Raw genomic sequence first — 12,221 nt, forward strand, 5'->3', positions numbered from 1 at the left:
AGGAGCACCGGATGAAAAAGCTTTTCCTGGCCACATTGTTAGGTTCGAGCATCGCGTTGTGCAACGTGGCCTCGGCCGCGGATACCGATCTGCAAACCCTTGAAGCCGCGGCCAAGACCGAAGGCATGGTCAACAGCGTCGGCATGCCCGACGCCTGGGCCAACTGGAAGGGCACCTGGGACGACCTGGCCAACAAGTACGGCCTCAAGCACATGGACACCGACATGAGCTCGGCGCAAGAAGTGGCCAAGTTCGCCGCCGAGAAAGACAACGCCAGTGCCGATATTGGCGATGTCGGTGCAGCGTTCGGCCCCATCGCCACCAAACAGGGCGTGACCCAGGCCTACAAGCCGTCCACCTGGGCGCAGATCCCCGACTGGGCCAAGGATGCCGATGGCCACTGGATGCTGGCCTACACCGGCACCATCGCTTTCATCGTCAACAAGCAGCTGGTCAAACCCGAAGATGCCCCAAAGAGCTGGGCAGACCTGAAGAACGGCAAGTACAAGGTGGCCATTGGGGATGTCAGCACCGCAGCCCAGGCAGCCAACGGCGTGCTGGCGGCAGCGATCGCCTTCAAGGGCGATGAAAGCAACCTGGCGCCGGGCCTGCAACTGTTCACCGAACTGGCCAAGCAGAAACGCCTGTCCCTGGCCAACCCAACCATCCAGACCCTGGAAAAAGGCGAAATCGAAGTGGGTGTGGTCTGGGACTTCAATGGCCTGAGCTATCGCGACCAGATCGATCCGAAACGCTTCGATGTGCTGATTCCTTCGGACGGGTCGGTGATTTCCGGCTACACCACCATCATCAACAAGTACGCCAAGCACCCGAATGCTGCGAAGCTGGCCCGCGAGTACATCCTCAGCGATGCCGGGCAGATCAACCTGGCACGCGGCTACGCCCGACCGATCCGTGCGGACCACATCAAGCTGCCGGATGATGTCGCGGCCAAGCTGCTGCCAGCCGAGCAGTATCGCCATGTCACGCCAATCAAGAATCCGGACGTCTGGGAAGCGAGCTCCAAGGCTCTGCCCCAGCAGTGGCAGGAGCAGGTGATCTTCGAGATGCAGTGATCGCGGTGCATCAGGTAGGGCCTCTTCGCGGGCAGAGGGCTCGGCCCGCTAAGAGGCCAACACCGATCCCCTCCGCTACCCCGCAACACCTGTAGGAGCGGTCAGCGGCCGCGAAGCAGCCAACGCCGACATCCCTGAAACCCGCAACCCCGGAGCCCTCCAGCAGTGACCACCCCCACCCGTGGCAGAACCCTGGCCCTGCTCCTGCTGGTGCCCTTCGCCCTGTTCTTTTTCGTCTTCCAGATCGCTCCCCTGGCCTGGGTGGCGGTCCACAGCGTGCAGACCGACGCCGGCTGGAGCCTGGACAACTTCAGCAAGGCCTTCGGCTCGCGGTTCTATCGCCAGGCCATCCAGTTCAGCCTGGAAATCAGCTTCTGGTCGAGCCTGTTCGGCATCATCATCGCCGTCATCGGCGCCAGCTCCTTGCGCCGGGTCGACTCGCGGCTGCGGGACTTCGTCAGCGCCTTCGCCAACATGACCAGCAACTTCTCCGGCGTGCCGCTGGCCTTCGCCTTCATCATCCTGCTGGGTTTCAATGGCGCGATCACCATGATGCTCAAGCAGAGCGGCCTGATCGACGATTTCAACCTGTACTCCAAGACCGGCCTGATCATCACCTACACCTATTTCCAGATCCCGCTGGGCGTGCTGCTGCTCTATCCCGCTTTCGACGCCCTGCGCGAAGACTGGCGCGAATCCGCCGCCCTGCTCGGTGCCAACGGCTGGGCCTACTGGCGCTACATCGGCCTGCCGGTGCTGACACCGGCACTGCTGGGCACCTTCGTCATCCTGCTGGCCAATGCCCTGGGCGCGTATGCCACGGTGTACGCGCTCACCACCGGCAATTTCAACGTGCTGCCGATCCGCATCGCCGCCATGGTCGCCGGCGACATCAGTCTGGACCCGAATCTGGCCAGCGCTTTGGCGATGATTCTGGTGGGGCTGATGACTCTGGTCACCCTGGCCCATCAATGGCTGTTGCGCAGGAGTTACCATGTCGCGCGCTGAACTCGACGCCCCCGGCCTCTACCACAAGACCGTGGTCTGGCTGCTGTTCCTGATTCTCCTGCTGCCGCTGGCCGGCACCCTGCTGTATTCGTTCGCCACCAGTTGGTCGGCGTCGATCCTGCCCAGCGGGCTGACCTTCAAGTGGTACCTGCAGCTGTGGGGCGACCCGCGATTCCTCCAGGCCTTTGGTCAGTCGCTGGTGGTCTGCGTCGGTGCGCTGGTGCTGTCGGTGCTGGTGATCCTGCCGCTGCTGTTCGTGGTGCACTACCACTTTCCGCGGCTGGATGCGCTGATGAACATTCTCATTCTGTTGCCCTTCGCCGTGCCCCCGGTGGTGTCCTCGGTTGGCCTGTTGAACCTGTACGGCTCGGGACCGCTGGCCATGGTGGGCACACCCTGGATCCTGATCGGCTGCTATTTCACCGTGGCCCTGCCGTTCATGTACCGCGCCATCACCAACAACCTGCAGGCGATCAACCTGCGCGACCTGATGGACGCGGCGCAACTGCTGGGCGCCAGTACGTTCCAGGCGGCTGTTCTGGTGGTGCTGCCCAACCTGCGCAAGGGCTTGATGATCGCCCTGCTGCTCTCGTTCTCGTTCCTGTTCGGTGAATTCGTGTTCGCCAACCTGCTGGTGGGCACCCGCTACGAAACCTTGCAGGTCTACCTGAACAACATGCGTAACAGCAGTGGCCACTTCAACAGTGCGCTGGTGATCTCCTATTTTCTCTTCGTGTTGCTGCTCACCTGGGGTGCCAATCGCTTGAACAAGGACAAAGACTGATATGAGCTTCGTCAGCGTCGAAAGACTGGATAAGCGCTACGGCACTACCGAGGTATTCAGCGATATCAGCTTCACGGTCGAGCGAGGCGAATTCATCACCCTGCTCGGGCCCTCGGGCTGCGGCAAGTCGACCCTGTTGCGCGCCATTGCCGGGCTCACCCCGATCAATGCCGGCACGATCCTGCTCGATGGCCAAAACCTTGCTCCGCTCGGCCCGCAAAAGCGCGACATCGGCATGGTCTTCCAGAGCTATGCGCTGTTTCCCAACATGACCGTGGAGCAGAACGTCGCGTTCGGCTTGCGCATGCAAAAGGTCAAGGGCGGCGAAAGTACCCGCCGCGTGGGCGAGGTCCTGGCACTGGTGGAGCTGGGCGAGTTCGCCGGGCGTTATCCCCATCAGTTGTCCGGCGGCCAGTGCCAACGGGTGGCCCTGGCCCGCTCGCTGGTCACCCGCCCGCGCCTGTTGCTGCTCGACGAGCCCCTGTCGGCGCTGGATGCGCGTATCCGCAAGCACCTGCGCGAGCAGATCCGGCAGATCCAGCGCGAGCTCGGCCTGACCACGATTTTCGTCACCCACGACCAGGAAGAGGCGTTGACCATGAGCGACCGCATCTTCCTGATGAACAAGGGTCGCATCGTCCAGAGCGGCGATGCGCAGAGCCTGTACACGGCGCCGGTCGATGCGTTCGCTGCCGGTTTCATCGGCAACTACAACCTGCTCGATGCCACCCAGGCCAGCGCCCTGCTGCAGCGACCGATTCACACCCGCGTGGCGATCCGCCCTGAAGCCATCGAGCTGGGGACTGACGGTGTACTGGACGGCGAGATCCGCAGCCATAGCCTGCTGGGCAACGTGATCCGCTACCGGGTGCAGGCCCGTGGCGTGCAGTTGCTGGTGGACGTGCTCAACCGTACCGCCGCCGACCTGCTGCCCGACGGCCACAAGGTGTCCCTGACGATTGGGCCCGACGCACTTTGTGAGGTAGCCTGAGCGTCTTTCCAAGGGAGGTTTCATATGGCTCTAGCGATTTTCGATCTCGACGAAACCCTGATCCACGGTGACTGTGCTTCGCTCTGGTGCGAACAGATGGGTCGCCTGGGCTGGGTCGACCCCGAGTCCTTCATGCGCCGCGATCACGAGCTGATGCAGGCCTACAACGAGGGCCGGCTGGCCATGGAAGACTACATGGCGTTCAGCCTGGAGCCGATGCTCGGGCGCACGCCGGAAGAGGTCGAACACCTGGTCGAGCCGTGGGTGGAAGATTTCATCGAGCCGATCATTTTCAGCGACGCCGCGCGCACCATCGCCGCCCACCGCGCCGCCGGTGATCGCATCCTGATCATTTCCGCCTCGGGCGTTCACCTGGTCGGGCCCATCGCAGCGCGCCTGGGCGTCGACGATGTGCTGGCCATCGAGCTCGAGCTCAAGCACGGTACCTACAGCGGCAATACGGTGGGTGTACTGACCTACCGCGAGGGCAAGATCAAGCGCCTGCGCGAATGGATGCACGACGAGGGTGAAACCCTGGAAGGCGCAAGCTTCTATTCGGATTCACGCAACGACCTGCCGCTGCTGCTGGAGGTACCGTCGCCTCATGCGGTCAATCCCGACCCGGTGCTGCGCGAGCATGCCGAACAGGCCGGCTGGCCGATCCATCAATGGCGCTGATGGTTGCGCCGATAGACGTCCTCGCCCATGGCAGCGATCTGACCTTCGATAAGCGCGTCGAAGGGCCTGAGCAAAGCCTGAAAGGATGCCGGTGATTCGAGCACTTCCAGCGCCTGGGTGATGGCTTCAAGGGTCGATAGCGCGCCGGGGCCGGGTGCCTTGCGCAGCCGATAGCGCGAAGGCTCGGCGGCTGCCAACTGAACCCTGGGCAAGGCGGGCAGTAACGGATTGAGGTGCAGCAGTTTGCGTGCCTTGCGCCAGGTACCATCCGGTACCACCAGCAGCCTGGGCTGGGCGGCGGGCTCGTAGGCGCTCAATGCTTCGCTGTGTTCGCCGGGAAACAGCAGGCAGGGCTGATATCCCGGCTGGGCCAGCCACTGGGGCAGGTCTTCGAAGATTTCGCCGACCCTGATTTCGCACTGCTGCAGGCCCAACGCAGCCAGGCGCGCGGTGTTGAGGGCGTGATCGACCTCGCTGGGGTGCTGCAGAATCAGCACCCGCGTATGGCTGCGCAGGTTCGGGATCAGGGCGCACAGGCACTGTGCAAGGGGGCGATGGCAGCGAGGGCATTGGGGTCTGGACATGCGCAATTGTGCCACGGCGCCGCGCTCCGGCAACACCTCGGGCGATCGACCAGCATGGAAAAGTCACCCACGGTGCCGCTAAACCTTTGTACCCACCTGGCCAATCCGCTCTAATGTAAACCCCACTGTCCCAGGACCTTGCCGCAATGAAATACTGCTGCGCATTACTTCTCAGCTTGCTGTCCCTTACTGCCCAGGCCACGGAAATCGGTGAACGCCTGGGCCCCTGGACCCTGCTTGACCAATTCGAACAACCCTACTCGCTCAGCGACCAGACCCAGTTGATCATCGTCGCGCGCAGCATGGACGCCGCCCAGTTGATGGGCACTGCCATGGAGAAGCGGCCCAAGGACTTTCTCGAATCGCGGCATGCGGCCTACATCGCGGATATCGAGCACATGCCTTCGGTGGCCAAGTGGATCGCCATTCCAGGCATGAAGAAACTCAACTACCGCATCCTGCTGGACGAAGAAGGCCGGGTGGCGCCGCGCTACAACGGCGACCGCGAAACCGTGCAGTGGCTGGAACTCAAGGATGGCGTAGTGGTGGACATCAAGACCTTCAATGACCCGCAGCAACTGGCCAGCGCGCTCTCGGCGCGCTGAGCCACTGCCGCTCACACCGGCCGGACCGGAATCCTGAAACTGGCGCGCAGGCCATCTTCGCCACTGTCGAAGTCCAGGGTACACCCGCAACGCTGGGCGATGGCCTGAACGATCGCCAGGCCCAGCCCGCAGCCGGCACTGGCGCGGCTGCGCCAGAAGCGCTGGGTCAGGTGTTGCAGGTCTTCGGCACCGATGCCGGGGCCGAAGTCGCGCACCGTGAAGCATACCCAGCCAGGCTCGGTGGCCAGCGTCAGCCACACCGGCGCCTGATCGGGGCTGTGTCGCAGGGCATTGTCGATCAGGTTGCGCAGCGCCTGTACCGCGAGGGTCGACGGCATGCCCAACGCGATCGACGGCAACTGCGGCGGCATGTGCAACTCGACCCGCCAGCGGTCCTCCTGACTGGCGTCGCCGATGGCCAGTCGCGCCACATGTTCGGCGCTGCACGATGCACCATCGTCGAACGACAGACTGCCTTCGACCCGCGCCAGTAGCAGCAACTGCTCGAGGGTGCGCTGCAGCCGGTCGGCGCCTTCCTCGGCATGGGCCAGTGCCTGTTCATGGGCAAGGCCGGTGGTCATGCGGGCCACCTGCAAGTGGGTCTTGATCGCGGTCAGCGGGCTGCGCAATTCGTGCGCCGCGTCACCCGTCAGTTGCCGCTCGCGCTCGAGGGTACGGCCGATGCGCAGGAACAGCTGGTTTTGGGTGTCCAGCAACGGTTGCAGTTCGCTCGGCAATGACTTCAGCACCAACGGGTCGAGGGCATCGACATCACGCTTGCGCAGCGCCTCGCACATCCGGCTCAGAGGCGCCAGGCCCTTGCCGATGCCCAGCCAGAGCATCGCGATGCTGCCGAGCAGGGCCATCAGCACCGGCGCGGAGGCAGCCAGCATGACCGAACGGTTCAAGGCTTCGCGCTCCAGTTCGCGGTCGGCGGTAGTGATTCGCACGTCTTCCCGGGCCAGGGTGAAACTGCGCCAGTGTTCACCTTCGATTTCCTGATCATGAAAACCGGTGCGCTCATCGTCCAGCACCTGGTCGGCATTGCTGTGGCTGCGAGCGAGGATCTCGCCGCGCAACGAGCTGATCTGGCAGGCGATGCCATCGGGAATGCTCCATTGGTCGGCACTGAAGCGGGTGCCTTCGCCAAGTGCCGCGAGCGGTTGCGGCAAACGGTCGACCATGCCGGCGACCATGCGTGCCGAGGCCACCAGCCGCTGGTCCAGAGAGAACATCATCTGGCTGCGCAGATCGCGGAACATCCAGGTGGCGGCGAGCGCCCAGATGAGCACGAAGGCCGCACCCAGGATCAGACTCAAACGCAGTCGCAGGCTCATGGGACCCCTTTGGTTTCGGCGTGGGCAGGGCCCAGGCGGTAGCCCAGCCCGCGGACGGTTTCGACGATACCGTTACCCAGTTTTCGGCGCAGATGGTGAATGTGCACGTTCAATGCGTTGCTCTCCACCTCGTCACTGAAGCCGTAGACGCTGTCCTTGAGCTGCTCGCCGGAGAGCACGCGGCCGCGGTTCTGCAGAAGGGCGTACAACAGCGCCTGTTCGCGGCGGGACAGGTCGATGGTCTGGTCACCGAGCCAGGTCTGGCGGGTGCTGGGATCATGCCGCAGAGGGCCATGTTCGATCAGGTTGAGGGCCCGGCCGGCCACGCGGCGCTGCAGGGTGTGCAGGCGCGCGCACAGTTCGCGCAGATCGAAGGGTTTGAGCAGGTAGTCATCGGCGCCGGCCTGCAGCCCGGCGACACGGTCGCTGACGCTGTCGCGGGCGGTCAACACCAGCACCGGCAGGGCCTCGCCACGCTGGCGCAGGCGGTGAAGCAATTTGATGCCGTCTTCGTCGGGCAGGCCCAGATCCAGCACCATCACATCGAAGCTGGCTGCCTGCAGCATGGCCTGGGCGGCCGAGGCGGTGGCCACCCGGTCGACGTTCAGACCCTGGGCATTGAGCCCGGCGACGATGCCGCTGGCGATCAGGTCGTCGTCTTCGCAAAGCAATACGTGCATGACAGCGCTCGAAGAATGAAGGCCCCACAGTGACAGGCCGTGATTAACACAACATTATGCCCCTGATACAGGGTGGGAGCGGTCATTGGCCGCGAACAACGCAGCGCGGTGCATCTGTGCGAACTGCACTGGCCCTTCGCGGCCACGGACCGCTCCTACAATGCGCTGAACAGCGCCCCCCTGTAGGAGCGGTCATTGGCCGCGAAGCTGGCGCTGCGGTCTGTCTGATACACCGCGCCGCCCCTTCGCGGCCACGGACCGCTCCTACGGGTTGATATCGAGTGCACACAGCGACAATGGTCTGGATCTGGTTAACCATCGGTTAACCCTGCCTGCGCAATACTCGCTGGATCATTTCATCAGGACCCATCTCCATGCTCAGTCTATCCTTGGGGCCATTCGCGCTTTCCCTGCATCACCTGCTGATACTGCTGGCCCTGGGCCTGGCCAGTGTCGTGGGCTGGCAGATGGCTCGCAGGGGGGTCGGCAGCAATCCCGAGGCGCTGATCTTTCGCCTGTTCCTGCTGTGCCTGGTGGTCGCGCGCGCAGCTTTCGTGCTGAGCTATTGGGCCCAGTATCGGCAGGATCTCTGGCAGATTCCCGATATCCGCGACGGTGGCTTCCTGCTGTGGCCTGGGCTGGCGGTCAGCGGTCTGACGGCGTTGGTGTATGCCTGGCGGCGCCCTTCAATGCGCCGCACGCTGGGCTGGAGCCTGGCCAGCGGTCTGTTGTTCTGGACGGTCGCCAGCGTCGGCAGCCACTGGTATCAGCAGGCGCGACACTCACAGCTGCCCGAGGTCACCTTGCACACTGCCACAGGCCAACCCGTAGCGCTGGGCAGCTACGGTGGCAAGCCTATGGTAGTCAACCTCTGGGCAAGCTGGTGCCCGCCCTGCAGGCGAGAAATGCCTGTGCTGCTGGAAATGCAGAAACTTCACCCTGAGGTGCTTTTTCTGTTCGTGAACCATGGCGAAACCGCGCAGATCGTGGCGAGTTTCGCTGGAACGACGGGGCTGGATTTGACTCAGGTGCTATTCGACGCCCGGGGCGAACTGGGCCGCGCGCTGGGTTCAGTCGCGCTGCCGACCACGCTGTTCTACAGCGGCGAAGGAAAACTGCTGCGCAGTCATCTCGGCGAATTGTCGAAAGCCAGCCTGCAGCACGCGCTTGAAACCTTGCCAGCCCAATAACCCCCCCACACCGCAACCCCCGTAGCAGCGGCGCGAGCCGCGTCGGCGGTGGGTGCAGCATTCCTGAAAGAACGCGTTGAACCCGGACGCGGCTCGCACCGCTGCTACAGGGATTCGCACCACCCCGCGCACCGCCCCCGTAGCAGCGGCGCAAGCCGCGTCAGCGGTGGATGCGGTCATGCTGGAGGAATCAGCGCTCCAGCAGGATCCGCAGCATGCGGCGCAGCGGTTCGGCGGCGCCCCACAACAGCTGGTCGCCGACCGTGAACGCGCCCAGGTACTGTGAGCCCATGTTCAACTTGCGCAGGCGCCCGACCGGGATGTTCAGCGTGCCGGTAACTTGAGTGGGTGTCAGTTCCTGCATGCTCGCTTCGCGGCTGTTCTGCACCAGCTTGACCCACGGGTTGTGCTGGCTGATCAGCCCTTCGATGTCCGCCATCGGCACATCCTTGTTCAACTTGATGGTCAACGCCTGGCTGTGGCAGCGCATGGCGCCGATGCGCACGCAGATGCCATCCACCGGAATCGGGCTCTTGAAGCGACCCAGAATCTTGTTCGTCTCGGCCTGGGCCTTCCACTCTTCACGGCTCTGCCCATTCGGCAGTTCCTTGTCGATGTAGGGGATCAGGCTGCCGGCCAGCGGCACACCGAAGTTCTCGGTCGGAAAACCTTCGCCACGCATGGCTTCGGCGACCTTGCGATCGATGTCGAGAATGGCACTGGCCGGGTTGGCCAGGTCATCGGCCACCGAGGCATGGGTGCTGCCCATCTGCTTGATCAGCTCGCGCATGTTCTGCGCACCGGCGCCCGAAGCTGCCTGGTAGGTCATGGCACTCATCCACTCCACCAGACCGGCCTCGAACAGCCCGCCCAAGCCCATCAGCATCAGGCTCACGGTGCAGTTGCCACCGATGTAGTTCTTGGTGCCGGCATCCAGTTGCTGGTCGATCACCCGGCGGTTGACCGGGTCGAGCACGATCACCGCGTCATCCTGCATGCGCAGGCTGGAAGCGGCGTCGATCCAGTAACCCTGCCAGCCGGCCTCGCGCAGCTTGGGGAATACCTCACTGGTGTAGTCGCCGCCCTGGCAGGTCAGAATCACGTCAAGCGTCTTCAGCTCTTCAATGCTGTAGGCATCCTTGAGCGGGGCAATGTCCTTGCCGACCGCAGGGCCCTGGCCGCCTACATTGGAAGTGGTGAAAAACACCGGCTCGATCAGATCGAAGTCCTGCTCTTCCAGCATCCGCTGCATAAGCACGGAACCGACCATACCGCGCCAACCGATCAGACCTACACGTTTCATCGCAACTACACCTTCTTGAAAAGTGGGCCGCTGCTTTCGATTGAAAGTCGCAGCGGGCCCAAGAGATTACAGATTCCGCAGCGCGGCGACTACTGCATCGCCCATTTCCTGCGTACCGACCCGTGCGTTGCCTTCGGACCAGATATCGCCGGTGCGCAAGCCCTGGTCCAGAACCAGGCTGACCGCCTGCTCGATGGCAGCGGCAGCGTCATGCTGGTTGAAGCTGTAACGCAGCATCATCGACACCGAAAGGATGGTCGCCAGCGGGTTGGCGATGCCTTGGCCGGCGATGTCCGGCGCCGAGCCATGGCACGGCTCGTACATGCCCTTGTTGCGCGCGTCCAGGGACGCCGAAGGCAACATGCCGATGGAGCCGGTGAGCATCGACGCCTCATCGGAAAGAATGTCGCCGAACAAGTTGTCGGTAACCATCACATCGAACTGTTTCGGCGCGCGCACCAACTGCATCGCGGCGTTGTCGACGTACATGTGGCTCAACTCCACGTCCGGATAATCCTTGCCGATCTCCTCGGCAACTTCGCGCCACAGCTGGCTCGACGCCAACACGTTGGCCTTGTCCACCGAGCACAGCTTCTTGCCACGCACCTGGGCCATGTCGAAGCCGACGCGGACGATGCGGCGGATCTCACTTTCGCTGTAGGGCAGCGTGTCGTAGGCCTGGCGCTCGCCGCCTTCGAGTTCGCGGACACCACGCGGCGCGCCGAAGTAGATCCCGCCAGTCAGCTCACGCACGATCAGGATGTCCAGCCCGGCAACGATTTCCGGCTTCAGGCTGGAAGCATCGGCCAGTTGCGGATAAAGGATGGCCGGACGCAGGTTGGCGAACAGACCCAACTGCGAGCGAATCTTCAGCAGTCCGCGTTCCGGGCGAATATCGCGTTCGATCTTGTCCCATTTCGGCCCGCCCACCGCACCCAGCAGCACCGCGTCGGCGGCACGGGCACGTTCCAGGGTCTCGTCGGCCAGCGGCACGCCATGCTTGTCGATGGCAGCGCCGCCGATCACGTCGTGGGCGAGCTCGAAGCCCAGCTGGAACTTGTCGTTGGCCAGTTCCAGCACCTTGACCGCTTCGGCCATGATTTCCGGGCCGATGCCGTCGCCTGGGAGAATCAGAATCTGCTTGCTCATGCGTTCCTCGTTAATTCCGGTAATACGGCATGCCCTCGGGCAGGCCGTGAATGAATGCTCAACGCTGGGCCCACAACACCAGCACGTCGGTGCTGAACGAGCCATTGTCGTCGATCTGGTAATACTCGCGCACCTCGGCGCCCACGGCTTGCTGCAAGGTGCGGATGGCCGCGCGCATCACCTCGGGCGTGCGCATGCGCTCGACCCACGAGGCGTATTCCAGGCGCAGGCGCTGGCGAGTGTGCCCACGTACCTGCAGACCCGCTTCATTGACTTGACTGAGCCATTCGCCCGCACTGTAGTCGCGCACGTGGCTGGTGTCGCGCAGCACTTCCACGCTCTGCAGATAGGTATCGAGCAGCGGGCTGCCCGGCGACATCACGTCGATGAAGCAGGCCACGCCACCGGGCTTGAGTACGCGGCGCACTTCGCGCAGGGCCAGGCCGAGGTCGCTCCAGTGGTGCGCCGAATAGCGGCTGAACACATAGTCGAACTCGCCATCGGCGAACGGCAATCGCTCGGCCGGGCCGAGCTGCGTGTCTACGTTGCCCAACCCTCGCTCGCGAGCTGCGCTGACCACCACGTCGAGCATCTGCTGCGACAGATCATAGGCCACCACCTGCTTGACCAGTGGCGCGCAATGGAAGCTGACGTGGCCGGCGCCACACCCCAGGTCCAGCAGCCGAGCCTCGGACTGGCCCGCCAGTTCCGCCTGGAGCAGCGCAAATTCAGCGCCCTGGGCGTGAACCGTGCTGCTCAGGTAGGCCGACGCCTGTTCGCCGAACTGTTTCTGCACAACTTGAGTGTGCCGGGTCATGGGCTGGGCTTCCTTTTGC

The 12,221-nt window shown here is 63.6% G+C and carries 13 protein-coding genes; 7 read left to right on the forward strand and 6 right to left on the reverse strand.

Going from position 1 to position 12,221, the window contains the following annotated elements; translation table 11 throughout:
* The first annotated feature begins 11 nt into the window (after nucleotides 1-11).
* The 5 genes from IFT57_RS02605 (at nucleotide 12) to IFT57_RS02625 (ending at nucleotide 4,537) form a co-directional block, all read left to right on the forward strand.
* Nucleotides 12-1,076, forward strand: a complete 1,065-nt coding sequence (locus IFT57_RS02605) for an ABC transporter substrate-binding protein (RefSeq protein WP_122713193.1) — start codon at nucleotides 12-14, stop codon at nucleotides 1,074-1,076.
* 165 nt (nucleotides 1,077-1,241) lie between these two features.
* Nucleotides 1,242-2,084: an ABC transporter permease subunit gene (locus tag IFT57_RS02610; RefSeq protein WP_192150356.1), complete on the forward strand. Its 843-nt coding sequence runs from the start codon at nucleotides 1,242-1,244 to the stop codon at nucleotides 2,082-2,084.
* The gene (locus tag IFT57_RS02615; protein ID WP_122713195.1) at nucleotides 2,071-2,868 is read left to right on the forward strand and encodes an ABC transporter permease; all 798 of its coding nucleotides are present in this window, start codon (nucleotides 2,071-2,073) and stop codon (nucleotides 2,866-2,868) included. Before IFT57_RS02610 ends, IFT57_RS02615 begins: the two co-directional genes overlap by 14 nt.
* Before the next feature lies 1 nt (nucleotide 2,869).
* Nucleotides 2,870-3,859 (forward strand): ABC transporter ATP-binding protein, encoded by a 990-nt coding sequence (locus IFT57_RS02620; protein ID WP_192150358.1) that lies wholly within the window; start codon nucleotides 2,870-2,872, stop codon nucleotides 3,857-3,859.
* 24 nt (nucleotides 3,860-3,883) lie between these two features.
* Complete coding sequence (locus IFT57_RS02625) at nucleotides 3,884-4,537, forward strand: HAD family hydrolase (protein WP_192150361.1); 654 nt, start codon at nucleotides 3,884-3,886, stop codon at nucleotides 4,535-4,537.
* Here the strand turns inward: IFT57_RS02625 and IFT57_RS02630 are convergent.
* Nucleotides 4,525-5,121, reverse strand: coding sequence for a tRNA-uridine aminocarboxypropyltransferase (locus tag IFT57_RS02630; protein WP_192150363.1), 597 nt, complete (start codon nucleotides 5,119-5,121; stop codon nucleotides 4,525-4,527). The genes IFT57_RS02625 and IFT57_RS02630 overlap by 13 nt on opposite strands.
* Before the next feature lie 146 nt (nucleotides 5,122-5,267).
* On the opposite strand from IFT57_RS02630, the gene IFT57_RS02635 reads away from it, so the two are divergent.
* Entirely contained in the window at nucleotides 5,268-5,726 is a 459-nt protein-coding gene (locus IFT57_RS02635) for an FAD/FMN-containing dehydrogenase (protein WP_122479205.1), read from the forward strand.
* An 11-nt stretch (nucleotides 5,727-5,737) separates the two neighbouring features.
* Here IFT57_RS02635 and IFT57_RS02640 read toward each other — a convergent pair whose 3' ends face one another.
* Together IFT57_RS02640 and IFT57_RS02645 are read right to left on the reverse strand one after the other, a co-directional pair.
* The gene (locus IFT57_RS02640) at nucleotides 5,738-7,063 is read right to left on the reverse strand and encodes an ATP-binding protein (RefSeq protein ID WP_192150365.1); all 1,326 of its coding nucleotides are present in this window, start codon (nucleotides 7,061-7,063) and stop codon (nucleotides 5,738-5,740) included.
* Nucleotides 7,060-7,743: a response regulator gene (locus IFT57_RS02645; RefSeq protein WP_122797310.1), complete on the reverse strand. Its 684-nt coding sequence runs from the start codon at nucleotides 7,741-7,743 to the stop codon at nucleotides 7,060-7,062. Before IFT57_RS02645 ends, IFT57_RS02640 begins: the two co-directional genes overlap by 4 nt.
* A gap of 374 nt (nucleotides 7,744-8,117) precedes the next feature.
* Between IFT57_RS02645 and IFT57_RS02650 the strand changes: the two genes are divergently transcribed.
* Complete coding sequence (locus IFT57_RS02650) at nucleotides 8,118-8,933, forward strand: TlpA disulfide reductase family protein (protein WP_192150367.1); 816 nt, start codon at nucleotides 8,118-8,120, stop codon at nucleotides 8,931-8,933.
* 190 nt (nucleotides 8,934-9,123) lie between these two features.
* On the opposite strand, the gene asd is transcribed toward IFT57_RS02650, so the two are convergent.
* The 3 genes from asd to IFT57_RS02665 form a co-directional block, all read right to left on the reverse strand.
* On the reverse strand, nucleotides 9,124-10,236 hold the full coding sequence (gene asd / locus IFT57_RS02655; protein WP_122713203.1) for an aspartate-semialdehyde dehydrogenase: 1,113 nt from the start codon (nucleotides 10,234-10,236) through the stop codon (nucleotides 9,124-9,126).
* Between the two features lie 66 nt (nucleotides 10,237-10,302).
* On the reverse strand, nucleotides 10,303-11,385 hold the full coding sequence (gene leuB / locus IFT57_RS02660; protein WP_192150369.1) for a 3-isopropylmalate dehydrogenase: 1,083 nt from the start codon (nucleotides 11,383-11,385) through the stop codon (nucleotides 10,303-10,305).
* A gap of 58 nt (nucleotides 11,386-11,443) precedes the next feature.
* A complete protein-coding gene (locus IFT57_RS02665; protein WP_192150371.1) occupies nucleotides 11,444-12,202 on the reverse strand; it encodes a class I SAM-dependent methyltransferase in 759 nt (252 codons plus the stop codon).
* Nucleotides 12,203-12,221 lie beyond the last annotated feature (19 nt).

This window comes from Pseudomonas sp. CFBP 13719 (assembly GCF_014842095.1).
In the GTDB taxonomy this organism is placed as follows: domain Bacteria; phylum Pseudomonadota; class Gammaproteobacteria; order Pseudomonadales; family Pseudomonadaceae; genus Aquipseudomonas.

Bases quoted from the DNA above. Each gene is read 5' to 3' on its own strand.
- IFT57_RS02625 (WP_192150361.1), top strand. From the start codon at position 3,884: ATGGCTCTAGCGATTTTCGATCTCGACGAAACCCTGATCCACGGTGAC.
- IFT57_RS02645 (WP_122797310.1), bottom strand. From the start codon at position 7,743: ATGCACGTATTGCTTTGCGAAGACGACGACCTGATCGCCAGCGGCATC.
- IFT57_RS02640 (WP_192150365.1), bottom strand. From the start codon at position 7,063: ATGAGCCTGCGACTGCGTTTGAGTCTGATCCTGGGTGCGGCCTTCGTG.
- leuB (WP_192150369.1), bottom strand. From the start codon at position 11,385: ATGAGCAAGCAGATTCTGATTCTCCCAGGCGACGGCATCGGCCCGGAA.
- IFT57_RS02620 (WP_192150358.1), top strand. From the start codon at position 2,870: ATGAGCTTCGTCAGCGTCGAAAGACTGGATAAGCGCTACGGCACTACC.
- IFT57_RS02630 (WP_192150363.1), bottom strand. From the start codon at position 5,121: ATGTCCAGACCCCAATGCCCTCGCTGCCATCGCCCCCTTGCACAGTGC.
- asd (WP_122713203.1), bottom strand. From the start codon at position 10,236: ATGAAACGTGTAGGTCTGATCGGTTGGCGCGGTATGGTCGGTTCCGTG.
- IFT57_RS02650 (WP_192150367.1), top strand. From the start codon at position 8,118: ATGCTCAGTCTATCCTTGGGGCCATTCGCGCTTTCCCTGCATCACCTG.
- IFT57_RS02615 (WP_122713195.1), top strand. From the start codon at position 2,071: ATGTCGCGCGCTGAACTCGACGCCCCCGGCCTCTACCACAAGACCGTG.
- IFT57_RS02605 (WP_122713193.1), top strand. From the start codon at position 12: ATGAAAAAGCTTTTCCTGGCCACATTGTTAGGTTCGAGCATCGCGTTG.
- IFT57_RS02635 (WP_122479205.1), top strand. From the start codon at position 5,268: ATGAAATACTGCTGCGCATTACTTCTCAGCTTGCTGTCCCTTACTGCC.
- IFT57_RS02665 (WP_192150371.1), bottom strand. From the start codon at position 12,202: ATGACCCGGCACACTCAAGTTGTGCAGAAACAGTTCGGCGAACAGGCG.